General features: G+C 73.5%; 26 protein-coding genes and 1 riboswitch. Of the genes, 10 read left to right on the top strand and 16 right to left on the bottom strand.

Features of this window, described 5'->3' with window-relative positions; all coding sequences use genetic code 11:
* Positions 1 to 32 precede the first annotated feature (32 nt).
* Positions 33 to 1274 (top strand): Ig-like domain-containing protein, encoded by a 1242-nt coding sequence (locus VMI11_12270; protein ID HTY73182.1) that lies wholly within the window; start codon positions 33 to 35, stop codon positions 1272 to 1274.
* 10 nt (positions 1275 to 1284) lie between these two features.
* On the opposite strand, the gene VMI11_12265 is transcribed toward VMI11_12270, so the two are convergent.
* The 4 genes from VMI11_12265 to VMI11_12250 are packed head-to-tail and all read right to left on the bottom strand — an operon-like array spanning position 1285 to position 5472.
* Positions 1285 to 3012, bottom strand: a complete 1728-nt coding sequence (locus VMI11_12265) for a ubiquinol-cytochrome c reductase cytochrome b subunit (GenBank protein HTY73181.1) — start codon at positions 3010 to 3012, stop codon at positions 1285 to 1287.
* Entirely contained in the window at positions 3009 to 4040 is a 1032-nt protein-coding gene (locus VMI11_12260) for a Rieske 2Fe-2S domain-containing protein (GenBank protein ID HTY73180.1), read from the bottom strand. The genes VMI11_12265 and VMI11_12260 overlap by 4 nt, the downstream gene beginning before the upstream one ends.
* Positions 4037 to 4816: a cytochrome c gene (locus VMI11_12255; GenBank protein ID HTY73179.1), complete on the bottom strand. Its 780-nt coding sequence runs from the start codon at positions 4814 to 4816 to the stop codon at positions 4037 to 4039. The genes VMI11_12260 and VMI11_12255 overlap by 4 nt, the downstream gene beginning before the upstream one ends.
* A 29-nt stretch (positions 4817 to 4845) precedes the next feature.
* On the bottom strand, positions 4846 to 5472 hold the full coding sequence (locus VMI11_12250) for a heme-copper oxidase subunit III (GenBank protein ID HTY73178.1): 627 nt from the start codon (positions 5470 to 5472) through the stop codon (positions 4846 to 4848).
* Between the two features lie 69 nt (positions 5473 to 5541).
* Between VMI11_12250 and VMI11_12245 the strand changes: the two genes are divergently transcribed.
* Entirely contained in the window at positions 5542 to 5979 is a 438-nt protein-coding gene (locus tag VMI11_12245; GenBank protein HTY73177.1) for a hypothetical protein, read from the top strand.
* Between the two features lie 2 nt (positions 5980 to 5981).
* Complete coding sequence (gene trpD / locus VMI11_12240) at positions 5982 to 7028, top strand: anthranilate phosphoribosyltransferase (protein ID HTY73176.1); 1047 nt, start codon at positions 5982 to 5984, stop codon at positions 7026 to 7028.
* Between the two features lie 12 nt (positions 7029 to 7040).
* Here the strand turns inward: trpD and VMI11_12235 are convergent, their stop codons facing one another.
* Complete coding sequence (locus tag VMI11_12235) at positions 7041 to 7328, bottom strand: Lrp/AsnC ligand binding domain-containing protein (GenBank protein HTY73175.1); 288 nt, start codon at positions 7326 to 7328, stop codon at positions 7041 to 7043.
* On the bottom strand, positions 7322 to 9037 hold the full coding sequence (locus tag VMI11_12230) for a DEDD exonuclease domain-containing protein (protein ID HTY73174.1): 1716 nt from the start codon (positions 9035 to 9037) through the stop codon (positions 7322 to 7324). Before VMI11_12230 ends, VMI11_12235 begins: the two co-directional genes overlap by 7 nt.
* A gap of 110 nt (positions 9038 to 9147) precedes the next feature.
* Here VMI11_12230 and VMI11_12225 point away from each other — a divergent pair, with 110 nt between their 5' ends.
* The 7 genes from VMI11_12225 (at position 9148) to VMI11_12195 (ending at position 16013) form a co-directional block, all read left to right on the top strand.
* Positions 9148 to 9450 carry a hypothetical protein gene (locus tag VMI11_12225; GenBank protein ID HTY73173.1) on the top strand — a complete coding sequence of 101 codons (303 nt, stop codon included), beginning with the start codon at positions 9148 to 9150 and terminating at the stop codon, positions 9448 to 9450.
* Positions 9447 to 10772, top strand: coding sequence for an NYN domain-containing protein (locus tag VMI11_12220; GenBank protein ID HTY73172.1), 1326 nt, complete (start codon positions 9447 to 9449; stop codon positions 10770 to 10772). The genes VMI11_12225 and VMI11_12220 overlap by 4 nt, the downstream gene beginning before the upstream one ends.
* Positions 10773 to 10844: 72 nt before the next feature.
* Entirely contained in the window at positions 10845 to 11165 is a 321-nt protein-coding gene (locus VMI11_12215) for a hypothetical protein (protein ID HTY73171.1), read from the top strand.
* Between the two features lie 100 nt (positions 11166 to 11265).
* Positions 11266 to 11396: riboswitch (cyclic di-AMP (ydaO/yuaA leader) on the top strand.
* 11 nt (positions 11397 to 11407) lie between these two features.
* Positions 11408 to 12484 (top strand): NlpC/P60 family protein, encoded by a 1077-nt coding sequence (locus VMI11_12210; GenBank protein ID HTY73170.1) that lies wholly within the window; start codon positions 11408 to 11410, stop codon positions 12482 to 12484.
* Complete coding sequence (locus VMI11_12205) at positions 12481 to 13758, top strand: hypothetical protein (GenBank protein ID HTY73169.1); 1278 nt, start codon at positions 12481 to 12483, stop codon at positions 13756 to 13758. Before VMI11_12210 ends, VMI11_12205 begins: the two co-directional genes overlap by 4 nt.
* 11 nt (positions 13759 to 13769) lie before the next feature.
* Positions 13770 to 14924 (top strand): glycosyltransferase family 4 protein, encoded by a 1155-nt coding sequence (locus tag VMI11_12200; GenBank protein ID HTY73168.1) that lies wholly within the window; start codon positions 13770 to 13772, stop codon positions 14922 to 14924.
* A 69-nt stretch (positions 14925 to 14993) separates the two neighbouring features.
* Positions 14994 to 16013, top strand: a complete 1020-nt coding sequence (locus tag VMI11_12195) for a phosphatase PAP2 family protein (GenBank protein HTY73167.1) — start codon at positions 14994 to 14996, stop codon at positions 16011 to 16013.
* Here the strand turns inward: VMI11_12195 and VMI11_12190 are convergent.
* The 10 genes from VMI11_12190 to VMI11_12145 form a co-directional block, all read right to left on the bottom strand.
* Positions 15974 to 16183 carry a hypothetical protein gene (locus tag VMI11_12190; GenBank protein HTY73166.1) on the bottom strand — a complete coding sequence of 70 codons (210 nt, stop codon included), beginning with the start codon at positions 16181 to 16183 and terminating at the stop codon, positions 15974 to 15976. The two genes, VMI11_12195 and VMI11_12190, sit on opposite strands and share 40 nt — an antisense overlap.
* 99 nt (positions 16184 to 16282) lie before the next feature.
* Complete coding sequence (locus VMI11_12185) at positions 16283 to 16504, bottom strand: Flp family type IVb pilin (protein HTY73165.1); 222 nt, start codon at positions 16502 to 16504, stop codon at positions 16283 to 16285.
* 150 nt (positions 16505 to 16654) lie between these two features.
* Positions 16655 to 16834, bottom strand: coding sequence for a hypothetical protein (locus VMI11_12180; GenBank protein ID HTY73164.1), 180 nt, complete (start codon positions 16832 to 16834; stop codon positions 16655 to 16657).
* Entirely contained in the window at positions 16831 to 17475 is a 645-nt protein-coding gene (locus VMI11_12175) for a response regulator transcription factor (GenBank protein ID HTY73163.1), read from the bottom strand. Before VMI11_12175 ends, VMI11_12180 begins: the two co-directional genes overlap by 4 nt.
* Entirely contained in the window at positions 17447 to 19078 is a 1632-nt protein-coding gene (locus tag VMI11_12170) for a sensor histidine kinase (protein ID HTY73162.1), read from the bottom strand. Before VMI11_12170 ends, VMI11_12175 begins: the two co-directional genes overlap by 29 nt.
* 39 nt (positions 19079 to 19117) lie before the next feature.
* Positions 19118 to 20173: a hypothetical protein gene (locus VMI11_12165; protein HTY73161.1), complete on the bottom strand. Its 1056-nt coding sequence runs from the start codon at positions 20171 to 20173 to the stop codon at positions 19118 to 19120.
* A gap of 3 nt (positions 20174 to 20176) precedes the next feature.
* The gene (locus tag VMI11_12160) at positions 20177 to 21109 is read right to left on the bottom strand and encodes a type II secretion system F family protein (GenBank protein ID HTY73160.1); all 933 of its coding nucleotides are present in this window, start codon (positions 21107 to 21109) and stop codon (positions 20177 to 20179) included.
* A gap of 1 nt (position 21110) precedes the next feature.
* A complete protein-coding gene (locus VMI11_12155; GenBank protein ID HTY73159.1) occupies positions 21111 to 22076 on the bottom strand; it encodes a type II secretion system F family protein in 966 nt (321 codons plus the stop codon).
* A 2-nt stretch (positions 22077 to 22078) separates the two neighbouring features.
* Entirely contained in the window at positions 22079 to 23458 is a 1380-nt protein-coding gene (locus VMI11_12150; protein ID HTY73158.1) for a CpaF family protein, read from the bottom strand.
* The gene (locus VMI11_12145; protein ID HTY73157.1) at positions 23455 to 24660 is read right to left on the bottom strand and encodes an AAA family ATPase; all 1206 of its coding nucleotides are present in this window, start codon (positions 24658 to 24660) and stop codon (positions 23455 to 23457) included. Before VMI11_12145 ends, VMI11_12150 begins: the two co-directional genes overlap by 4 nt.

The raw sequence follows: 24660 nt of genomic DNA, 5'->3' as shown, positions 1-24660 counted from the left end.
GCGGAGGTTCCGCCTACCGCACGGGGAGCAGCATGGGCAGCGCAGGGACGGTCCAGGCCGTGCCGCGGCGCCGCCATGCGGCGGCACGGATCGCCCTGGCCGTCCTCGTGCCTGTCCTGCTGGCTGCGTGCACCTCGGCCAACGGCACGACCGGGGCCGACGGGCACGTCGCCGGCTCGCGCACCTCGGCGTCCCCCAGCCAGAAGCCGGTCTCCAAGGTGACCCTGAGCGTGACGCCGGCGCCGGACACCCACGGCGTGCAGCCGACCGCCCAGGTGGTCGTCCGGGCGGACAACGGCCGGGTGCAGACGGTGGTGCTGCGCTCGATGACCGGCCAGACCGTGCCGGGCAGCGTCGGCGCCGACGGTGCGTGGCGCTCGCAGGCCGGGCTGCTGCCCTACGCCACGACGTTCACCGTCACGGCCCGCGGGGTGGACTCCGACGGGGTGGGTCGGTCGGTGTCGACGAGCTTCACCACGGTCAAGCCGGGCCATCGCCTGGTGACCAGCGTCTCGCCCATCGGCGGGACGGTCGTCGGCGTGGGCATCCCGATCATCGTCCGGCTCAGCGCGCCGGTGTCGGACCGCGCCGCCGTCGAGCGCCGCCTCGTCGTCACCGCGTCGCGTCCGGTCGTCGGGGCCTGGAGCTGGGTCTCCGACTCCGAGGTCCACTGGCGGCCGAAGACGTACTGGCCGGCCGACACCGACGTGAAGCTGTCGATCGACCTCGACGGGGTGCACGCGGGCAAGGACACCTGGGGGGACGAGAAGCGTGTCGTCGCCTTCCACATCGGGTCCGCGATGGTCAGCACGGTCGACGTGGCCAGGCACACCCTGACCGTGACCCGCGACGGACAGGTCCTGCGCGTGATCCCGGTGACCACCGGGAAGGCCGGGTTCATCACCCGCGATGGGATCAAGGTCATCCTGGACAAGGAACCCAGCCGCGTCATGGACGCGTCGTCGATCAACATCCCCAAGAACTCACCGAACTACTACCGGCTGACCGTGTACTGGGCGATGCGGGTGACCTGGTCGGGTGAGTTCCTGCACGCCGCGCCCTGGTCCCAGGCCGAACAGGGGTTCGCCAACGTGTCCCACGGCTGCACGGGCATGTCGCTGGCGAACGCCAAGTGGCTCTACGGCATCTCGAAGGTCGGGGACGTGGTCAGGTTCATCAACTCCCCGCGCCACCTCGAGCCGGGCAACGGCTGGACCGACTGGAACGTCCCGTGGTCCACCTGGCTCAAGGGCGACGCCCTGCGCACGGCCTAGCCGAACAGGCTCAGTGACCGGTGGTGAGCTGCTGCTCGTCCTCGGCGCTCGGGGCGACGCCGATGGCGTCGAGCTGGCGCTGCTGGTTCTCCAACTCTTCCTGGGCGTGGTGGGCCGCCTCGTGCAGCTCCTCCTCGGTCGGCGTCGACACGCTCTCCGAGTAGTACCAGCGCGAGAGCCGTGAGCGCAGGCGGGCCATCCGGCCGCCCGGAGCCGGCACACCGTTCTCGTCGGTCTCCGGCGGGGCGGGGAGCGCAGCGGGCTTCGTGCGACCCGCCTGCAGGATGGTGACCTGCTCCTCCTCCTCGATCGGCGCGTGGATCTCGACGAACTCACCCGAGGGCAGCCGGCGGATGATGCCGGTCTCCCAGCCGTGCATGAGCTTGTCGTGGTCACGGTGCTGCAGCCCGAGACAGATGCGCTTCGTGGCGACGTACACGAGCGGTGGGACGACGAAGACGAGCACCTGCATGGCGCGGGTGATCTCGTTGATGGTCAGGTCGAAGCGGGTGGCGATGATGTCGTTGCCGCCGGAGATCCACAACAGCAGGTAGAACGAGATCGCCATCGCCCCGAGCCCGGTCCGGGTCGGCATGTTGCGCGGCCGGTCGAGCAGGTGGTGGTCGCGGCGGTCACCGGTCACCCACGCCTCGATGAAGGGATAGGCGCCGAGCACGGTGAACAGGATCCCGGGGATCACGACGGCGGGCAGCAGGATGTTCCAGCTGATGGTGTGCCCGAGGATGTGGGACTCCCAGTTGGGCATGATGCGCAGGGCGCCGTCGAGGAAGCCGATGTACCAGTCGGGCTGGGAGCCGGCGCTGATCTGGGAGGGGTTGTACGGGCCGAACAGCCACACCGGGTTGATGGTCACCACCGCAGCCAGCAGCGTGATGACGCCGAAGACCACGAAGAAGAACCCGCCCGCCTTGGCGGTATACACCGGCAGCAGGGGGTAGCCGACCACGTTGTTCTCGGTACGCCCGGGCCCCGGGTACTGCGTGTGCTTGTGGTAGACGACGAGGAACAGGTGCGCCGTGATCAGGGCCAGGATCAGGCCGGGCACGAGCAGGATGTGGATCGCGTACAGCCGCGGGATGAAGTCGTTGCCGGGGAACTCCCCGCCGAAGACGAAGCTCGCCAGATACGTGCCGACCACGGGGATCGCCTGCACGATGCCCTCGGCGATGCGCAGGCCCGTGCCCGACAGCAGGTCGTCGGGCAGCGAGTAGCCCGCGAAGCCCTCGACGAGGCCCAGGGTCAGCAGGCCGACGCCGATGAGCCAGTTCAGCTCGCGCGGCTTGCGGAACGCGCCGGTGAAGAAGACGCGGAAGAGGTGCACCGTGATGGCGGCGACGAACAGCAGCGCCGCCCAGTGGTGCATCTGACGCATGAGCAGACCGCCGCGCACGTCGAAGGAGATGTGCAGCGTGGAGGAGTACGCCTCTGTCATCGGCAGCCCGTCCAGCGGGACGTACGAGCCGTGGTAGATGACCTCGGTCTGCGAGGGCTTGAAGAACAGGGTCAGGTACACGCCCGAGAGCAGCAGCACGATGAAGCTGTAGAGGGCGATCTCGCCGAGCATGAACGACCAGTGGTCGGGGAAGACCTTGCCCAGCAGACCCTTCAGGCCCTTCGCACCGCCGGTGCGGTCGTCGAGGAAGGTGCCTGTCTTGCCGAGTGCCGTGCGCGGCTTGGTCTCCTCGCCCGCAGGGGCGGGCTCGGCGTGCTCGCTCATGAGCGCTCCCAGAAGCTCGGCCCGACCGGCTGGGTGAATCCCTGTGCCGCCACCAAGTATCCGTCCGCATTCGTGGTGATCGCGAGTTGAGGGAGGCTCCGTGCCGCCGGACCGAAGATCACGCGACCAGCGTCGGAGAGGTCGAAGGTCGACTGGTGGCAGGGGCAGAGCATGTGGTGCGTCTGCTGCTCGTAGAGACCGAGCGGGCAGCCGGCGTGCGTGCACACCTTGCTGAAGCAGAGGATGCCCTCGACATCCCAGTTCGCTCCCTGCTGGGCGATGATCTGGTCCGGCCGCATCCGGATGATCATGAGTGCGTCCTTGCCGCGCTCGTCGAGGGTCCCGGCGGCCTCCTCGATGGCCTGCAGGTTCTCGGGCACGACGTTGACGAGCGCCCCGATGGGGATGTCCGACGGACGCAGGGGAGCTTGCGTCCCGTCGACCACGAGCCGTACGCCCTTGTGGATAGCGGTCGTCGACAGCTTCTTGCGCGGGAGCGGCCCGAGGTCGCGGAAGAGCAGGAGCGCCGGGATCGGGAGCACGAGCATCGCCCCGATCAGGGTGCGTCGGATGAGCTTGTACTCCTTGATCCCGCTGCTCGCGACCCCGGTCTCGAAGACCTCCTGGAACTCAGCGCGATCCTGCGCGGAGGACGCCGACGGGTGGCGCAGCTCGACGATCTCCACGTCGGACATGAGCTTCTTCGCCCAGTGGATGGCCCCGACCCCGATGGCCAGCAACGAGATGGCGAGGGTCATGCCGAGGAAGAAGTTGGACGCGCTGATGTCCTGCAGGACGCCGGGGATGATGGTGATGTACTTGTGCGGCGACGGGAACGCCACGAAGGCGACGACGAACCCGACGGTCGCGATGATGGCGACGAGGAACAGGTTCGCGACCTGTCGCTCTGCCCGCTTCGTCGCGATCGGGTCGACGTCGGTGCGGCGCAGCCGGTGCGCGGGCAGACCGGGGGCGTCGGGGTTCTCTGGGGCGAGGTGCTCGGAGTCCGGGCGGACGATCTCGCTCATGACACCTTCGCTCCGATCCAGACGGCGACACCGGCGAGCAGCCCGAGGCCGACGACCCAGATGACCACGCCCTCAGGGACCGGCCCGACGTGCCCGAGCGCGAAGCCGCCGGGGTTGGGCGCGTTCTGCATGCGCACGATGTAGGCCATGATCGCGCGCTTGTCGTCCGGGGTGAGGGTCGTGTTGGCGAACACCGGCATGTTCTCCGGCCCCGTGACCATCGCCTCCCACATGTGCTGCAGGGACGTGTGGGTCAGGCTCGGGGCGTAGCGGCCGCGGCTGAGCGCGCCACCGGCCCCGACGAAGTTGTGGCAGGAGGCGCAGTTGGTCCGGAACAGCTTGCCGCCGAGCGCGATCTGCGCGTCGGACACGTTGCTGATGTCCAGGTCCTGCTGGGTGGGTATCGCCGGTCCGGGGCCGAGCGTGGCGACGTACGCCGCCATCGCGGCGATCTCCTGGTCGGTGTACTGGACCGGTCGGCGCTGGGCCTGCGGCCCGGGCTGGGCCAGCGGCATCCGGCCGGTGCCCACCTGGAAGTCGACGGCGGCCGCGCCGACGCCGATGAGCGAGGGCCCGAAGCTGGTCCCCTGTGCGTTGACCCCGTGGCAGGTGGAGCAGCCGTCGATGAACAGCTGCCGTCCCGTCTCGACCGTCGACGTGCTCGTCGCCGAGTCGGCCGACGCCCGGCCCGACCCGCCGAGGGCGGCGTAGATCACCCCGACCGCCATCAGGGCGACCAGCAGCAGCAGCGGTGTGGCGAGGCGGCTGCGCCGCATGCGGGTGAGAGGAGCCAACGGTCTGCCTGTCACTTGAGGAGGTAGATGGTGCAGAAGAGGCCGATCCACACCACGTCGACGAAGTGCCAGTAGTACGAGACGACGATGGCGCTGGTCGCCTGCTCGTGGGTGAAGCGTCGTGCGGCGTACGTGCGGCCCAGGACGAACAGGAACGCGATGAGGCCACCGGTGACGTGCGCCCCGTGGAACCCGGTGGTCAGGTAGAAGACCGATCCGTACCCCGAGCTGCTCAGCGTGATGCCCTCGTGGACCAGGCTGACGTACTCGTAGATCTGCCCTCCGATGAAGAAGGCACCCATGAGGAAGGTGATCCCGAACCAGCGGCGCAGCAGCTTGACGTCGCCGCGCTCGGCGGCGAAGACGCCGATCTGGCAGGTCACGGACGAGAGCACCAGGACCGTGGTGTTGAGCAGGGCGAAGTGCACGTTGAGCGCAGAGTTGGTCTCGCGCCAGAGCTTCTCGCCGGCGACCGAGCGAAGGGTGAAGTACATGGCGAACAGGCCCGCGAAGAACATCAGCTCCGAGCTGAGCCAGACGATCGTCCCGACCGCGACCATGTTCGGCCGGTTGACCCCCGCCGGGTGCGCCGCTGGGGAGGTCCGGAGCGGGGCCGTCGTCGTCGCCACGCGGGTGATTCTGGCAGCAACCCGTCCCGACGACACCCCGACCCCCCGAAGTACCTCGCACTTGTACGATCGCGACCCGTGAGCAGCTCCTCGACGCCTCGCGACGACGCGCCCCAGCCACGGGCGCGGGTGGTCGTCTACAGCGACGACCGGACGACCCGAGCGGCCGTGGTGCGCGCGCTCGGGCGCCGCCCGGCCAGGGACGTCCCGTTCGTGGACGTGGTCGAGGTGGCCACCGAGCCGGCCCTGATCCGGGTGATGGACGCGGGGGGCGTCGACCTCGCCATCCTCGACGGGGAGGCGGTCCCGGCCGGTGGCATGGGCATCGCCCGGCAACTGAAGGACGAGATCTACCGTTGCCCGCCGCTGCTCGTCCTCACCGGGCGCCCGACGGACCTGTGGCTGGCGACGTGGTCGCGCGCCGACGCCGCCGTCCCGCACCCCCTCGACCCCCGGGTGCTGGCCGACACCGCGGCGACCCTGCTGCGTCGCCGGCTCGCCCGCCCCGTGGCCTGAGCGTGACCTCCCCGGCCTGGCCGGCGGTCCTGGGCACGCTCCTGCGCCGGGAGCCCCTCACGGCGGAGGTGGCGTCGTGGGCCATGGACCGCGTCATGGACGGCGAGGCGACCGACGCCCAGGTGGCAGCGTTCGTGGTGGCCCTGCGCGCGAAGGGGGAGTCGCCGGAGGAGATGGACGGCCTGGCCGCGGCCATGCTGGGCCACGCCCACCGCATCGAGGTCCCCGGCCCGGCGGTCGACGTCGTCGGGACCGGCGGCGACCTGGCGCACACGGTCAACGTGTCGACGATGGCGGCGCTGGTCGCCGCGGGCGCCGGGGCGCGCGTGGTCAAGCACGGCAACCGCGCCGCGTCCTCCGCCTGCGGCACCGCGGACGTGCTCGAGGCCCTCGGCCTGCCGCTCACCCTGACGCCCGCTCAGGTCGCCGAGGTGGGTGCCCGTGCCGGCATCACCTTCTGCTTCGCGCAGGTGTTCCACCCGGCCATGCGCCACGCAGCCGGGGTCCGCCGCGAGCTCGGTGTCCCGACGGTCTTCAACTTCCTGGGCCCGCTGACCAACCCGGCACAGCCGGGCGCCCAGGCGATCGGGTGCGCCGACCCACGGCTCGCGGCGGTGATGGCCCAGGTGTTCGCGCGCCGCGGGCAGCGAGCCCTGGTCTTCCGCGGCGACGACGGCCTCGACGAGCTGACCACGACGACGACCTCCCGGGTGTGGTGGGTCGCGGACGGCCAGGTCCGGGAGCGAAGCCTCGACCCCCGCGAGCTCGGGATCCCCGCGTCGTCGCCCGGCGACCTGCGCGGAGCGGACCCGGCCTTCAACGCGGCCGTGGTCCGGCGGGTGCTCGCGGGGGAGCCCGGCCCGGTCCGGGACGCGGTCCTGCTCAACGCCGCCGCGGCCCTGGTCGCGCTGGAGGGGGGCGACGAGACCCCCGTCGAGGCACTTCGGGCCGCCCTCGAACGGGCGAGCGCGGCGGTGGACGGCGGCGCCGCCGCGGCCGTCCTGGCGCGTTGGGTGGAGACCGCCCAGGAGGTGGCCGGGAGGGGCTGAGCCGACCGGCGCTCAGACCCCCTCGTCGAGGCCGAGCGAGAAGGCCGCCTCGAGGTCGTGCCGGGAGTACGTGCGGAACGCGATGTGCGTCTCCGTGGCGACGATGCCGTCGACCGCGTTGATCCGGCCTGGTATCACCTCGGCGAGCTCCTCGTGGGCACGTACGCGCACGATCGCCACCAGGTCGATGTCGCCGGTGACGGAGTAGACCTCGCTCACGCCGTCGATGGCGGCGACGGCCTCGGCCACCTCGGGGATGCGATGGACGTCGCAGCGGATCTGGACGAGCGCGGTCACCATGGGCCGGACTGTACGCGGCCGCCGTAGCGCTCCAGGAGGCCCGCGTCCCACCCGGCGGGGGAGGCCCAGGTGCCCTCGAGGCGGACCAGCCGGACCCCGTCGCCGTCGAGCCAGCGCAGCACGCAGTCGAGCTCCTCCGCCGACCCGGCCGAGGTCGGGCCGACGCCCGCACCGACCTGCTCCCCGGTCGCCACGAGCGCATCGATCCACGGCAGCGGGGCGACGGCGCGGGGCACGACCGAGGTGCCGGCCAGGCGCCCATGCCGCACGAGGGCGAGCTCCCAGCCCCCGTCCGGCCGCGGTCGGGCCGCGAGCAGCTCGGCGCACGCGGACACGCCTGCGTAGCGGTGCATCCGCCCGGCGGCGCGCAGGAACGCGGCCAGCCGGTCGCGGTGGGCGGCAGCGTCCTCGAAGCGCTGGGCGTCGCTGAGCAGCCCGATCCGCCGCTCGATCCCGCGCACCAGGGGGGTGGCGTCGGCGAGCATCGCCGATCGGACGAGCGCCACGTGCGCGGCGTAGGCCTCGGGGGTCTCCCGGCCCGCGCAGGGGGCGCCGCAGCGGCCCATCTCGGCCAGCGCGCACGGGCTCACGCGCCGCCGGGGCGACAGCCGCCCGCTGCACTGCCGCAGCGGGACGGCCTCGTGGACGGCCGTCATCGCGTCCTCGGCGGCTCGTCTCGAGCCGAACGGGCCCAGGTAGGTCGCTCCGTCGTCGCGCACCGCGCGGACGATGGACAGCCGAGGGAAGGCCTCGACGGTGAGCTTGAGCCACAGCGCCCGCTCCGGGAAGCGCGACCGGCGGTTGTACGGCGGCTTGTGCTCGCCGATCAGCCGCAGCTCCCGGACCTCGGCTTCCAGGGTGGTCGGGCAGGGCACGTGACGCACGCGCTCGGCGAGGCGCACCATCTCGGCCATTCGCGCACGTGTCTCCGCGGCGGTGAAGTACGTGCGTACGCGCGCCGCCACGTCGACCGACTTGCCGACGTAGAGCACCCGCCCGCGCCCGTCCTCGAACAGGTACACCCCGGGGGCGTGCGGCAGGCCCTCGGCGAGGTGCCGCTTGCGGCGTACCGCCGCGGGGACCCGAGAGGAGTAGGTGGACAGCTCCTCGAGGGAGGCGACCCCCTCGGTGCCGACCCGTTCGATGAGGCCGTGCAGCACGTCGACCGTGGCGCGGGCGTCGGACAGCGCGCGGTGCTCCGGCGCGGTGGTGGCGCGGAAGTAGCGCGCGAGCGTGGCCAGCTTGCAGTCGGGGACGTCGTCGTGGGCGAGCACCCGCCGCGCCAGCCGAGCTGTGTCCAGCACCCCCCACGTGGGCCACGCGAGGCCGCAGCGCCCGGCCGCCTCGCGCAGGAAGCCGACGTCGAACGGCGCGTTGTGGGCCACGAGGACGGCGCCCTTGGCGAACTCGAGGAAGGCCGGCAGCACCGCCCCGACCGTGGGCGCCGAGGCGACCATGCCGTCGGTGATGCCGGTGAGCACGCTGATGAACGGGGGGATCGGGGCGTTCGGGCGGACCAGCGTCTGGAACTCCCCGAGGACCCTCCCGGCACGGACCTTCACCGCACCGATCTCGGTGATCTCGCAGTCCTGCGCCGACCCGCCGGTGGTCTCGAGGTCGACGACGACGAAGGTGACCTCGCGCAGCGGCGTCCCCAGCTCGTCGAAGCTCGCCTGGTGCGGGCGGGCCGGGAGGGTCTCGGCGCTCATCTCCTCCCCGACGGTAGGTGCGGGCACCGACAACTTCGCGCAGGCGTGCCGGGCGGACGCGGGCCGGTGCCGCCTAGCCTTGAGGACCCCGCCCCTTCCCGGAGGTCCGTGTGCCCATCCCCTTGCCCCGCGCCGACACTCGCTGGCGCTGCACCAGGTGCGGCAACCTCACCCGCTTCGACGTGACCCGTTCCTCGCGGGTCCGCGAGTTCGTCCACCTCGACCTCGCGGGGGAGGCACGGGTCGAGGAGTCCGAGGTCCTCTCGGAGCAGATCGAGTCCGTGCGCTGCCGTTGGTGCGACGCGCTGGACTCCGTCGAGCTGGTACGCCGTGCCGACGCCGACGTGCGAGCCGACGTAGCGGTCCAGGAGGTGCAGGCCGACCTCCCGCCGCCGCCGACGGAGCGCGAGTGACCTCCGAGCCGCCGGACCTCGTCGGCGAGTCGCCGGACGGCCAACCCCTGCCGGACGCCGTCCGGGACCGGGTGGCCGTCCTGGCCGCGGCCGCGCTCGGGACCCTGGCCGCCGACCAGGTGCCGCCGCGGCTGCGGGCCGTCGCGCGCTTCGCGCCGGCCAAGCGCGCCCGCGCGGGCGCCACGGCCCTCGCGGCCGCGCTCGAGAACGACCCCGGGTTCCGGGTGCGGGTCGCGGCCCGCGCCCGCGAGGACGCGCCGGACCTGGCGGAGGCCCTCGAGGCGGGCCGGCTCCCGGTGGCCGCGGACCCCGTCGAGGTCGCCGCCGTGGCCTACCTGCTGGACGCCGAGGTGTGGCCGGCGGCCGTCCGGCAGGTCCGGGACGAGGCACGGACCGGGCGCGGCGCCCAGGAAAGAGCCGAGCTCGCGCGCGTGCGCGAGCAGCTCGAGACGGCCCGCGCCCAGGCGCGCGCCGAGCAGGCGAGCGCCCGGGAGGCGCTCGAGGCCGTGCGCCGCGAGCTCGCCGCCTCCCGGCGCGAGGTCCGAGAGCTACGCGCGTCGTACGCCGAGGAGCAGGCCCGGGCGCAGGCGGCGGCCGCGTCCGCGGAGGCCGCCTCCGCGGACGCGCGGCGGCAGGTCGCGGCCGCGGAGGCCGACCTGCGTCGGGTGCGTGCCCGGCTGGCCGAGGCGGAGGCGGGGCTGGAGGCCGGGCGCCGGGCCGCCCGCGAGGGGCGCAGCGTGGCGGAGGTCCGGCTCCGGCTGCTCCTGGACACCGTGCTGGACGCCGCGGCGGGCCTGCGCCGCGAGCTGGCGCTGCCTCCGGTCCCGGAGGGCGCACGGCCCGGGGACGGGGTGGACGCCCGCGCGGGCGCTGCGGAGGACGTACGGGCCCGCGCCCTCGACCGCGATGACCCCGCGCACCTGGACCAGCTGCTCGCCCTGCCGCAGGTGCACCTGGTCGTGGACGGCTACAACGTGACCAAGACCGGATTCGGCGGGCTGTCGCTGGAGGAGCAGCGGGCCCGCCTCACGACCCGCCTGGCCGCCCTGGTCGCGCAGACCGGGGCGGAGGTGAGCGTCGTCTTCGACGGGGCCAGCCTCGACGTCCCGGCACCGAGCCCCGCCCCGCGCGGGGTGCGGGTCCTGTTCAGCCCGGCCGGCACGACCGCGGACGAGGTGATCCGCCGGCTGGTCCGCGCCGAGCCCACCGGACGGCCCGTCGTCGTGGTGTCGAGCGATCGGGAGGTGGCCGACGGCGTGCGCGCCGCGGGCGCTCGCCCGGTGGCGTCGACCGCCCTCCTGCGCCGTCTCGAGCGCTCCTAGCCGCCGGACATCCTCCTGGTCCACGGACACCAAGGCGGCCGGTCACCGGGGTTGTCGGGGGGTCGTCCTAGCGTGGCGGGCGCCGACGAGGGCCGAGGGCCGCTGGAGGACGCGATGATCATCGAGTGCGCGACGTGCGCGGTCCGGGACGTGGCCTGCCACGACTGCGTGGTCACGGTCCTGCTGGGGCCGCCCGGGGCCGAGCGGGACGGGACCGGCGCGGTTGCCGCGGTGGAGCTGGAGGAGGCCGAGCGCGCAGCGATCGCGGTCCTGGCCGGCTCCGGCCTGGTACCCCCGCTGCGGCTGGTGCCGGCACCCGGCGAACCCGGCGACCCTGGCGCACACCCCCACGGCCCGCCGGATCTTCCGCCGGCCATCGGCGTGGGGGTTTGATCTGTCACGCCGGACGTCGCTAAGGTGCACGCCGGGTGTCGGACCTCGTCCCTGCCAGGGGCGCCGCCACCCCCGCCGAGTCGGGCCAGTCGCGACCGTGGTCGCGAGGACGCCCGAGCCGGGGACCCAAGTCCCTGGGGTGAATCGCCGGGCCGCTCGTCGGGCCGGCGTAGGGCGCGCTTCCCCGCCCGAACCCGTCAGCTCACCCGGTAGGCGGCCGAGGAAGAGGAGAGCCGCCACCCGTGGCGACCCGCCGCCAACTGCGTCTGCCGCTGCGACGCGCGCTCGTCGCCCTCGCCATCGCCGGATGCGCGCTGACGCTGCTCCCCGCGTCGAGCCAGGCCGCGCCCACCCGCAGCATCGCCCAGGTCTCCCGTGACCTGGACCGGCTGCAGAACCAGGCCGAGATCGCCGCCGAGCGCTACAACGCCGCCGAGATGAACCTGGCGACCGCGCAGAGCGCCTACACCAAGCTGCAGGCCAAGGTCGCCGCCGCCCAGGCCACCCTGGACAGCCTCAAGGGCGACATCGCCACCATCGTGGCGACGCTGTACCGCAGCGATGCCGGCGGCTCGTCGCTGTCCCTGCTGTCCGCGGCCAGCCCCGCGACCTATCTGGCGCAGGCGGCCGCCGTGGAGAGCCTGACCCGCCAGCGCGAGGACGTCCTGCGCCGGGTCCAGACCGCCGAGCAGGAGCTCGCCTCCGACCAGCTGGCGGCCGGCCAGAAGCTCGCCCTGGTCCGCACCGCGCGCGCCGACGCGGCTGCGGCCAAGGCCCAGATCAACGCCAAGGTGGCGGCCGAGAAGCGGCTGCTCGCCTCGATGCGCGCCGACCAGCGGGCCAAGCTGCTCGCCGAGCGGGCCGCTGCCGCCCGGGCGGCGGCCGCCCGCGCACGCGCGTACGTCCACGCGCAGCCCTCGCGCGTGCGCACGCGCAGCGTCCAGCTGCCGAAGGTCGTCGGGCACGCGTCCGGGCGCGCCGCCGGCGCCGTCGCCTTCGCGCTGCGCCAGGTCGGCAAGCGCTACGTCTACGGTGCCGCGGGGCCTTCCGCCTTCGACTGCTCGGGCCTGACCATGGCGGCCTACCGCTCGGTGGGGGTCTATCTGCCCCACCAGTCCGGCCAGCAGTTCCACTACGGCCGCCACGTCTCCGCGAACGACCTGCAGCCCGGCGACCTGGTCTTCTACTACTCACCGATCCACCACGTCGGCATCTACATCGGCAACGGCCGCATCGTGCACGCGGCCAACCCCGGTGAGGGAGTGACCGTGGCCGGGGTCTTCTCGATGCCCTTCAGCGGAGCCGTCCGCCTGGTGTGAGGAGCCGGCGGGCCCTGCTGACCGGCTCGCTGGCCGCCGTCGCGGCCGCCGGCCTGCTCCTGGCCCCTACGCCACGCGCCGGCCGGTCGGTTGCGCGCCCGATCGCCCCGCCTCGGGTCAGCCAGCCGCCGGCGAGCCAGCCGCAGCACGCGGTCGGCTTCACGCTCGGGGGCCCCCGGGCGTGGACCGAGGCGCAGGTGGGCGCCGCTGTGGCGGCGCACGTGCGTGCCCGAGCCCTGGCCGCCACCCCGCTGGGCGGCCCCCGGCTCGTCATGACGGACACCCCGGCGCCAGGTGGCTACCTCACCGGCGCTCGCGTCGAGGGCGGCGCGCTTGTCGTGCGGGCCGGCGAGACCACGCGCCTGCTCGGCTGGGAGGAGGTGGGCCTGGTGACCCGGCGGGAGCTCACCCTGCGCCCCGATGCCGCCGGGCGGCCCGTGGTCGTCCGCGACGCCGCGCTCGGGCCGGCCGACCTGGCCGACCTCGCGCCGCCCCCGGCGCGCCTACGCGCGCTCGCCGACGGCCCGGCCCTGGGCGTCGGCGACGCCTCGCGGGGCACCCTGGCCGCGCTGGCGGCGGCCGGCGCCCGAGCCGTACCCCGCGTCAGCGGGTTCTGGGGCGGTGACTGGAGCCGCCGGGTGGTGATCGTCGGTGCCGCGACGCTGGGGGAGTTCGCCGCCCAGATCGGGGACGCGCCCGCTCTCGCGGCCGGCTTCGCCGCGGTCACCACCGGCCAGGGCCCGCCGGGGCTGCCGCCCGGAGCCTTCGTCGGCAGCCGCGTCTATCCCAACCCGGGTGTCTGGGCGCGGCTCGATGCCCTCGGGCGCCGCGTGGTGGTGACCCACGAGACGACCCATGTGGCGGCCCAGGCGGCCGCGCGCCCGGGGCCGCCGACCTGGCTGTCCGAGGGAGTGGCCGACGAGGTGGGCTTCGCCGGCACCGGCGTGCCCGAGCGGGTCCTCGCGCAGGCGGGCCTCGCCGCCGCTGCCCGGACCGGACCCCCGGCTCGGCTGCCGTCGGCGGCCGCCTTCAGCGGCGCGGACCCGCGGGTCGGGGCCGTCGCGTACGCCGACGCCGATGTCGCCGTCCGGCTGCTGGTGCGCACGTACGGGACGGCCGGGCTGCGCCGGTTCTTCCGGGACGTGACCGCCGAGGTCCGGTCGGGCACGGCCCCGGGCGTGGCCACCGCGCGGGTCATGCGCCGCGACCTGGGCACCTCGTTGGCTGCCTTCACCGCTGCCTGGCGAGCCGAGCTGAGGAGGCTGGCGCACTAGGGTGCTCGCTCGTGTCGCGGACGCTGGTGGTGACCAACGACTTCCCGCCGCGGCCCGGCGGCATCCAGACCTTCGTCCACGAGCTGCTACGGCGACAAGAGGCTGACTCGGTCGTCGTGTACGCCTCCCAGTGGCGCGGCGCCGCCGCCTTCGACGCCGTCCAGCCCTTCCCGGTGGTGCGCCACCCGCACCGGGTGCTGCTGCCCACCCCAGCCGTGGGCGGGCGGGCCGCGGAGCTGCTGCGAGGCTTCTCCTGCGACCGAGTCCTGTTCGGCGCGGCGGCGCCCCTGGGTCTGCTCGCGCCCCGCCTGCGAGCCGCCGGAGCCCGTCGCATCGTCGCCTTGACCCACGGCCACGAGGCCGGCTGGGCTGGGCTGCCCGGGACCGCCCAGGTGGTGCGCCGGGTGGCCGCCGGAGTTGACGTGCTCACCTTCCTGGGGGCCTACACCAGGGGCCGGATCGCAGCCGCCGTGGCCGCCCCTGACGTCGCGAAGCTGGTCCGGCTCACCCCGGGCGTGGACGACTCGACCTTCCGGCCCGGGCTCGACGGTGGCGCCATCCGTGCCCGGTACGGCCTGCAGGGACGCCCGGTCGTCGTGTGCGTCTCCCGTCTGATGCCGCGCAAGGGCCAGGACACGCTGATCCGCGCGCTGCCCGCCCTGCGCCGGCAGGTCGACGGCGTGGCCCTGCTGCTCGTGGGCGGCGGCCCGTACCGCGACCGCTTGCGTGGCCTCGCCGAGCGGCTCGGCGTGGCCGACGACGTCGTGCTGACCGGGTCGGTGCCGGGCGCGGAGCTCGCCCTGCACTACGCGGCGGGCGACGTCTTCGCGATGCCGTGCCGGACGCGCCACCGCGGCCTCGACGTCGAGGGCCTCGGCATCGTCTACCTCGAGGCCTCAGCGACCGGGCTGCCGGTCCTGGCCGGCGACTCCGGCGGCGCCCCCGACGCCGTCCTGGACGGGGAGACCGGCTACGTCGTGCCCGGAGCGGACCTCGACGCCGTCGTCGCGCGGCTCGCGCGGCTGCTCAGCGACGCGGAACTGGCCGCGGCCATGGGCCGAGCGGGTCGCGCGTGGGTGGAGCGGGACTGGCGGTGGGACACGGCGGCCGTCCGGCTGGCCCTGCTCCTCGACCCGGACCTCCCCCTGCCGGTCCGGGGGCCGTGATGTGGCACCCTGGTCTGACGTCGCGGGGAAGTTGGGGAAGCCGAGCGTCGTCGAAGGGATGAACAGCAGGTGACCGCGCTCTCTCCTGACCTGGTGCTGGTCCGACGCCTGGTCTCCTGGCGCGCCCTGGCCGTCCTGCTCGCCGTCGGCGCGTTCTTCTACTCGTGGTGGATCATGGGCCCGCCCGTCACCCGGCTCGGCCAGATGATCTGGGTCCTCGTCGTGATCCTCGTGGCCAACGTGGGCCGCGGGGTGAAGGTGCACCGCATCCTGCTCGATTGGCTGCCGCTCTTCGCCGTCCTGTGGCTCTACGACTACACCCGCGGCTGGGCGACCATGCTCGGCATCCCCACGCACTACACCTGGACGATCGACACCGACAAGCTGCTCTTCCACGGCGTCGTGCCGACCGCGTGGCTGCAGGCGCACTTCTACAACCCCTCCGTCGTGCACTGGTACGACGAGGCCGCCGGACTGGTCTACCTGTCGCACTTCATCGCCACGTTCGCGCTCGGGACCGCCCTGTACATCGTGTCCCGGCGGCGCTGGGCCCGCTTCATGCGGCGCTTCCTCGTGCTGGCGATCGCCGGCCTGGCCACGTACGTGCTCTACCCGGCCGCGCCGCCCTGGCTGGCTGACTACCAGGGCTACATCACCGGGGTGCGCCCGATCACCGGGCACGGGATGGCGGCCCTGCACATGGCCCCCACGGAGCACTGGCTGCGGGTCGGTTCGGCTCACGCGAACTACGTCGCGGCGGTCCCGTCGCTGCACGCCGGATTCTCGATGCTCATCGCGTTGTTCCTCATCTTCGAACGCCGTCCCGTGTGGCCCCGGCTGTGGCTGTTCGCCTACCCGGTGGCGATGGGGCTGGCGCTGGTCTACTGCGGGGAGCACTACGTCACCGACGTGCTCCTCGGGTGGCTCTACGCCGTGGCCACGATGCTCGCGGTCGGGGCGTGGGAGCGCTGGCGCGAGCGCCGCCGGATCGTGCGTCTGGAGCGCGACATGGGCCTCTCCGACACCGCCCGGCCGCCGGGCGGCATCGATCAGCGGCAGACGGCCGGGACGGTCGCGCTCGCGGACTGAGCCAGGCTCTCGCACCCCTGGCCGAGCAGGTGGTGGGCGGTGAGGGCGGCGACGCCGGCCACCACGAGGACGGTCAGCAGGGTCGCCGCGGCGAGCGCGTACTCGCTCGCGAGGCTTCGACGTTCGTCGACGGTGGCCGTGCGGCCGTCGTCGGGCACGGTGTGGTCCATGACGGTCCCCCCCAGGACGTCGGGTCGCTCCGACGCCGGGGCTTCGACCGACGTCGGTGGTGGTGGTGCACGGGAACGGCGGGCACCGGCCGTCGCCGGTCAGCCCCCGCTGCTCCCGTTGCCGCAGTCGGAGCTGGAGTTGCTCGTCTTGTCCTTCAGGTCGTTGCAGGTGTTCTGGAAGATGCTGCGGACCAGACCACCGAAGGCGAAGACCACGACGATGATCAGGGCCGCGATCGCAGCGACCAGCAGGGCGTACTCGACCGCCGACGCGCCGTCCTCCCCACGTGCGTTCAGGGTGCGGCGTACGCGCGCGAACATCCAGGTCCTTCCTGTGACGAACTGCTGAGCCCCCCTCGAGCCCAGCCTCACCATCGTGAAGGGCGATGGGCACCCACCGTCATCGGGCCAGCGGTCCCGTTGCCATCCCCCGAATGGAGGACCCGGGGATCCTCGGTTCGGACCCCGTGGCTAGGGGCAGGGGCTCGGGGCGGCGCTCACCCCGCCGGTCCCCACCTGGGTGCAGTCGGTCGTGTACCGCTCCCCGACGACGCGGGTGAGCGCCACGACCGAAGCGATGACGACGAGGATGATCCCGGCGAGCAGCAGGGCGTACTCGACCGCGGAGACCCCCGCGTCGCGTCCGCTCACAGCGGCGACGGGCCGTCCTGCTTGATCAGTCCCAGTCGCAGCGCGGTCATCAGCGCCTGTGCCCGGTTGGCGGCACCCAGCTTCTCGTACAGCTTCGAGATGTGGGTCTTCGTCGTCGACTCGCTGATGTAGAGCCGTCGGGAGATCTGGGCGACGCCGAGACCGTCGGCGAGCAGCTGCAGCACCTCCTTCTCCCGGGGGGACAGCTGAGGCCCGGTCGGGGTCAGGCGGCGCTTCATCGCCTCGCCGAGGTCGCTCGCGGTGAACGCGCGGGGGTTCGCCGCGGCGTGTCGGGCAGCGGCCACCACGTCGTCGGTGGGAGCGTCCTTGGGCACGAACGCGCTGGCCCCCGCGTCCAGCGCCGCGAACAGCTGCTCGTCGCCGGCGTACATGGTGAGGACCACGATCCCGATGTCGTCGCGCTCCCCGCGGATCTGGCGGACCAGCTCGAGCCCGCTGCCGTCCGGCAGCCGTACGTCGACCACGACGACGTCCGGCCGCAGGGCGCCAGCCTGACGGACCCCGTCGCTCACCGTTCCCGACTCGGCGAGGACCTCGAAGTCGCCGCTTCGCTCGAACGCCCGCCGCAGCCCCTGCCTGATCAGCTCGTGGTCATCGACGAGCAGCACTGTCGTGGGCACCGAGCTCTCCCTCCCGCCGGGTACGCCCACCCGGCTCTTCCTGGCCGCCGATGACGACCTCCACCACCGTGCCACGCTCGTCACGCTCGGCGACGTTGAGGCTGGCCCCGATCCTGGCAGCCCGCTCCTTCATGATCTCCAACCCGTAGCTGTCGAGTCGTCCCGGGCCCAGCCCGCGCCCGTCGTCCTCGACTCGCAGGAGCGCCGCCGGAGGCGCGATCCGGCAGGTGACCCAGAGTGTGCGCGCCCCGGCGTGCTTGCGGACGTTGGTGATGGCCTCCTGCGCGATCCGCAGCAGCTCGGTCTCGACGTCGGCCCGCAGGCGAGACGGCGACTCGTCGAGCACGAGGTGCACGGTCAGGTGCGAGGTGGCCCCAACCTGGCGGGCGTAGTCCGACAGGGCCGTGGCCAGGCCGGCCGACGGCTGCACCTCGCTGCGCAGGTCGAAGATCGACAGTCGCAGCTCGCTGATGATCCGGGTGATCTCGCGGCGCAGTGCCTGCAGCTGCTCGCGGGCCTCCTCGTCGGTGGCGCGGTAGGACATGTCGTCGACCGCGTAGCCCAGCGAGGCGAGCTCTTGGGCGATCCCGTCGTGGATCTCCCGCGCGACCCGGCGGCGCTCCTCCGCGGTGGCGATCTGGCGGATCTCGCTGAACAGCAGCGCGGTCTCCAGCCGCAGCGCGCCCTCGTCGAGCAGCGCCTCCGCGTCGGCCAGCGCGTCGTCGTGGAAGGGCGCCTCGACGCGCTCGACCCCCACCAGCCCGATCGTGCGCATGCCGACCCGCAGCGGGAGCACCGCCGCGAAGCCGCCCTCGCCGGCGGTGAACGTCTGGCCCACCCGCTGCGGGGCGCCGGTCGACCAGGCCTCGGCCCACGGCGAGTCGTCGTCGATGGCCGGCGTCCAGTCGACCCGGTCGGTCCCGGCGCACGCCAGGGGGATCAGCCGACCGCCCTCGGAGCGCACGAAGAGCGCGGCGCGCGCGTAGCGCAGCCGGGCCCGGATCCCCTGCAGCATCGCCTGGCCCAGCACGACGGCGTCCAGGCCGCCGGAGAGCTGCCTCGAGACCAGGCGCAGCTGGGAGAGCAGGCGATAGGCCGCCGCGTAGGACGAGGAGGAGTTGACCGCCTGCTGGACCCGGATCCGGCGTACCCACGCGGCCAGCAGGCCGACGGCCAGGGAGAGCACGACCCACTGCGCAGCGAAGGAGGTGAAGTCGCGGATGTCGTCGGGCTGCTCGAGGAAGCCGCACACCAGCAGGGTGGCGGAGGCGAACCCGGTCTCGTAGAGCACGACCCGCAGCCCGCCCAGCAGTCCCGCGTCCAGCGCCGGGGCGATCAGGTAGGGGAGCAGGGCCTGCTCGACGTGCCCGGTGCCGCAGGTGAGCGCCACGGTGGCCACCGCCTCGCCCACCGGCCGCCAGCGGTTCACCGTGTCCGAGCCGCTCGGCACGCTCGCCGCGACGGCCACGACGAACAGGCCGACCACCGTGAGGCCGTGGTTGGGGATGGTCCCGCTGAGCAGGACGAGGGTGAGACAGACCGCGTAGACGAACATCCGGACCAGGACGACGGTCATGCGGACGTCGACCCGGACGCGCGTCACCCCTGCCACAGGGTCAAGACTGACAGACGAGGGCGGGGATCAGCCGGACACGCGCTCGGGGAGGGCCTCCACGTCACGCAACGGGGCCAGCGCCCTGGCCAGCGAGCGGGCGTCCTGCGCGGCCACGAGCAGAGGCCCGGCCTCCTCGGCCAGGTCGACGAGCGAGGACACCTCGCCGTCGGTGAACGCCGGGTCCTCCCTGGCGAGGACGACGACGGCCCCGGACGGGGCCATCGGAGCCACGAGGACGTGGCGCCGCGCGCCGAGTCCGACGCCGTCGAGGCGTTCCCGGGCCAGGTCGGTGTCCTCGACGACGAGGCCACGGCGGGCCGAGCCGATCGTCGAGGCCACCCAGGACGACGGGGGGAGCACGTCCACCCGTTCCTCGTCCGTCAGCCCCTCGACCGCCGCCGGGCGCCAGCGCTCGCCGTCGGCCACGAGCAGGACCGCGGCGTCCGCGCCGACCCGCGCCCGAGCCTCCGCGAGGACCACGGCCGCGCTCTCGGGCACGCCGTACACCTCGTCGACCTGCTCGAGCAGGCGCCGCACCGCGGCGCGGACGTCGGCGGCGCGCGCCTGCTCCGCCTCGCCGCCTCGAAGGTCGATGACGTGCCCGGCCGGCGGGACCGGTGCGGGTGCCTCGTCCGCCTCCGACGGCTCGTCGGCCGGACGCGACGGGGCCGCCGCCGGCCCCGCGAGCCGGGTCGGCGCGACGGCGGTCGGCGCCGAGGGGGCCCCCAGCGCCCCCTCGACCGCGGCCACCAGGTCCGGTCCGGTGACCGGGAGAGGCAGCAGGCGCGACGCCGGGTCCCCGCCCGGTGCGGTGTCCTCCAGGGCCGCCCAGGCGTCCCCGTCTCCGGAGAGGATCAGCGCCGGTGCGGACACCCCGGCGTCGCGCAGCCGGAACAGGGTCGCCAGGGCGTCCTCCGGCCAGGGCTGGGCGATGACCACGACGGCCGGCGTCGGGCGGGCCGGCCCCGACAGCCAGGCCGCCAGCCCCGGAGGGCGGACCTCGATGACGTCGTGGGCGGACCCGGACCCGCCCAGCGCCAGCGCGAGGTTGGGGCTGCGGGTCACCACGAGCACGACGGCCACGGCTCAGCCGCCGATCCCGAACAGGGTTCTTGCGATGGTCACGATCGACGGGCCGAGGATCACGACCATGAGCAGCGGGAAGATGCAGAAGATCAGCGGGAAGAGGATCTTGACCGGGATCTTCTGCGCCTGCTCCTCCGCGCGTTGCGACCGCTTGATCCGCATCTCGCGCGCCTGCACCCGCAGGACGCCGGCGATGGGGATCCCGAAGGTGTCGGCCTGGACCATCGCGGAGGAGAACTGCCGCAGGTCGGGCAGGTCCGTTCGCTCGCCCATCGCCCGGATCGCCGTCGTCCGCCCGACCCCGATCTGCATCTCCTGCAGGACGCGGAAGAACTCACTCGCGAGCGGGCCCTCGGTGTTGCGCGCGACCTGGGCGAGCGCGCCGTCGAAGGACAGGCCGGACTCGACCGAGATGGTGAGCAGGTCCAGCGCGTCGGGGAGCTCCCGCCGCATCCGCTGGGTCCGTTCGTAGCCCATCTGGTAGAGCACGAGATCGGGGACGAACCAGCCCAGCACCCCGGCGAGCACCACGACCGCCAGCAGCGCGCCGACGCCCCAGGAGAGCAGCAGTCCCAGGGCGAGCCCGACCAGCAGGCCGACGAGGAGCCCGAGCGCCTTGAACGCCAGGACCCGGTCGACGTCCCAGCCGTCGGGGTTGCCCGCCAGGTCGAGGCGGCGGCGCAGGTGGTGGGTCCGACCGGTCGGGTCGAGGCGGCGGCCGAGCACGGTGAGGCGGCGCAGGAGGGGGCTGCCCAGGCGCGCGCCGACCGTACGGTCCGGCTCCGCCCGAGGGGTGGGGGGCTTGGGGCCGGTTTGCATCGTCCGTACGGCCTCCAGCGACCGGCTCACGCCACGCGTGGGAGCGGGCCGGTCGAAGGCCAGCACGAGCAGGAGGAGCGCGGCGAAGACGCAGGCGAGCCCGAGGGCGAGCACGTCAGACCTCGACCTTGGTGACCTGGCGCAGCCAGATCACGCCGATCACGAAGAGCACCGAAGCGGTGATGAGCATCAGCCCGCCGAGCGCGGTCGTGTACAGCGGTCGCAGGTACTGCGGGCGGGCGATGACCGCGATGACGATGAAGATGACCGGCAGCAGGGAGATCACCACGGCGGAGAGCCGTCCCTCGGCGGAGAGGACCCGCACCTCGCGGCGCAGGCGCTCGCGCTCGCGCAGCGTGGCCGCCACGGTGCCGAGGACCTCCGCCAGGTTGCCGCCGACCTCGCGCTGGATGCGCACGGCCATGACGACCCAGTGGAAGTCCCGGGAGCGCATCCGGTCGGCGACGCTGTCCAGGGCGTCCTCCAGCGGCACGCCCAGCCGCGTCTCCGCCAGCGCCCGGTAGAGCTCCCCGGCCATCGGCTGGTTGCCCTCCCGGACCACGGCGTCGACGGCCTGCGGCATCGAGTAGCCGGCGGACAGGCTGCCCGCGACGAGCTGGAGGGTGTCGGGCAGCTGCTCGTAGAACGCGGCGCGCCGCCGGCTCTGCCGCGAGACGACGTACCACCACGGGATCGCCACCCCGAGGGCCAGGCCGGCGAAGGTCGCCAGCGGGCGTCCCTCGGTGAGCACGAGCAGCAGCAGTCCCGAACCGACCGCGATCCCGGTGTGCACCAAGACCCACTCGGCCGGCCTGAGTGCGATCCCCGCCGCGTCCAGGGCGCGCGCCAGGCGCTCCTGCGGATCCCGACGGGAGACCACCCGGCCGGTCAGCTCGACGACCGAGCGGGCGACGTGGACGCGAGCAGTGGGACGCCGCTCACCGGGCGTCCGGGTCCGCCCCGTGAGCGTGTAGATCGACATCCGCCGTTCCACCGACTCTCCGCCCGGGCGGCCCAGGGCGAGCACGAGCAGGACCACGAGGCCCGCGAAGAGCAGGCCGAGCCCCAGCCACAGCTGCACGCTCAGCCCCCGAACCGCTCGAAGGTGAACAGGCCGGGGGGCAGGGTCACGCCGTGGTGCGCGAGCTTGTCCACGAAGCGTGGGGAGATCCCCGTGGAGCGCAGCCGGCCGAGGGAGCGTCCGGTGTCGTCGAAGCCCTGCGCGTGGTCGAAGAGGAACAGGTCCTGGAGGGTCACGACGTCACCCTCCATGCCCACGACCTCGGTGACGTGCGTGACGTGACGGGTGCCGTCCTTGAACCGGGTCTGCTGGATGATCAGGTCGATGGCGCTCGCCACCTGCTCGCGGATCGCGCGGATCGGCAGGTCGAACCCGGCCAACAGCACCATGGTCTCGACCCGGTGCAGCGCGTCGCGGGGGCTGTTGGCGTGCACCGTGCTGATCGAGCCGTCGTGGCCGGTGTTCATCGCCTGGAGCATGTCCAGCGCGGCGGCGTCACGGATCTCCCCGACGACGATGCGGTCCGGGCGCATCCGCAGCGCGTTGCGGACCAGGTCGCGGATGGTGACCTCGCCACGGTTCTCGATGTTCGGGGGCCGGGCCTCCAGCCGCAGCACGTGCTGCTGGTTCAGCTGCAGCTCCGCGGCGTCCTCGATGGTGATCACCCGCTCCTCCTCGGGGATGAACGAGGACAGCACGTTGAGCGTGGTCGTCTTGCCGGCGCCGGTCCCTCCTGACACCAGGATGTTGAGCCGTCCTCGCACGCACGCGCGCAGCAGGTCTGCGACCGGCTGGGTGATCGTCCCGAAGCTGACGAGGTCGTCGTCGGTGTAGGGGTCGTTGGCGAACTTGCGGATGGTGAGCAGGCTGCCGTCCAGTGCCAGTGGCGGGATGATCGCGTTGATCCGGCTGCCGTCCGGGAGCCGGGCGTCGACCATCGGGCTGGACTCGTCCACCCGCCGGCCCACGCGCGCGACGATCTTGTCGATGGTCCGGCGCAGGTGGGCCTCGTCGTTGAACTGGCCCTCCACGCCGAAGATGCGCCCGCCGCGCTCGACGTAGATGGAGTCCGGCCCGTTCACCATGACCTCGGTGATGTCCGGGTCGCGCAGGTACGGCTCGATCGGGCCGTAGCCGAGGATGTCGTCGGCGATGTCCTGGGCGATCCGTGCCCGGTCGCTGACCGTGAGCGGCGTGTCGTCGGCGGCGAGCACCTCGGACAGCGTGAGTCGTACCCGCTGCTCGAGCTCGGCCTGGGTCAGCTGGGCGTCGTAGAGCTGTGGGCCGAGATTCTCCAGCAGGGTCTGGTGGACGGTGCGCTTGAGGTCGGCGAAGGGGTCGGTGCTGTGCCGGGCCGGCTGCGCGTCGCGGTTGCGCGGCTGGGCCGAGGTGTCCGCGCTGCGTGCCCGGCGGGCCTCGGCGAGACGGTCGGAGAGGCTCATGTCGCTCGCGTCCTCCAGCGGAGGAAGCCGCGTCGGTCGCGCCGCAGCGGCGAGGGGATGGACTGCTCGGCCGACGCGGCGGGTGCGAGGTAGGCGTCCGCGAAGGCCTTGAGGGCGAGGGTGACCGGGTGGCGCGGCTGCTCCAGCGCCAGGGGCACCCCGCGGTTGGTGCTGGCGGGGACGTCGCGGGAGGACGGCACCTGGGCCACGACCTTGGTGCCGAGGGTCTTCTCCACCTCCGAGACCAGCAGCCCGACCTTCGCGTCGGCGCGGTTCATGACCACGCAGTACCGCTCGGGCGGGTAGTTCAGCAGCTCCATCGTCTCGAGGGTGAGCTTCAGGTTCTTCACCGCGGGGATGTCGAGGGTCGCGAGCAGGGCGATGACGTCGCTGCGGTCGAACGCCGCGAGCACCTGGTCGTCGAAGGCGGGCGGGGTGTCCACCACCACGAAGTCGAACTGCTCGCGCAGCACGTCGAGGATGCGCCCGACGAGCTCCGCGGGCACCGAGGAGGCCACCCCGGGCTCGAGGGGGGCGACGAGCGTCGTCAGGCCCGGGGAGTGCGGGGTCAGCAGGCCCGCGACGCCGCGGGCGTCGAGGGTGTCCCCGAGGGGGATGGCGTCGGCGATCGTGTGCGAGGGGAACAGCTGCAGCGCGATGGCGACGTCGCCGAACGCGAGGTCGAGGTCGACCAGGCACACCTGACGCTTGCCCTTGTCGGCGAGAACCGCGGCCAGGTTGGTGGCGACGGTCGTCTTCCCGCAGCCGCCCTTGGCCGAGAAGACGGTGAGCACCCGGCCGCGGGCACCGGCGTCCTCCAGGCCGCCCACGTGCTCGGCCTGGTCGCGCAGGGCGCGGGCGAGCTGGCGGGTACGTCGTACCGCGGCGGTCAGCGCGGCCAGGTCCCGGGAGTCGACCACCTCGCGCACCCCCGAGCGCAGGGCGTCGGCCAGCACGCCGGTGTCGATGCGACGACGGACGAGCACGACGCCCAGGGTCGGCCGGGACAGGCGCAGCTCCTCGGCCAGGCGCAGCGCCGTCGTCTGGTCCACACCCGGCCCGAGGACGACGCAGTCCTCGCCGAGGGTGTCCTCGAGGTGGCGCCGCAGCGCGTCGACCGAGGGCAGTACGAGCGCCTCGCCGCCGAGGGCCGCATTGAGGGTCTCGGCGCCGGCGGGGTCGTGGTCGACGATGACGGGCAC

The organism is Actinomycetes bacterium (assembly GCA_035506535.1).
Classification (GTDB): Bacteria; Actinomycetota; Actinomycetes; order DATJPE01; family DATJPE01; genus DATJPE01.
This window is presented reverse-complemented; position numbering and strand designations above follow the sequence as displayed.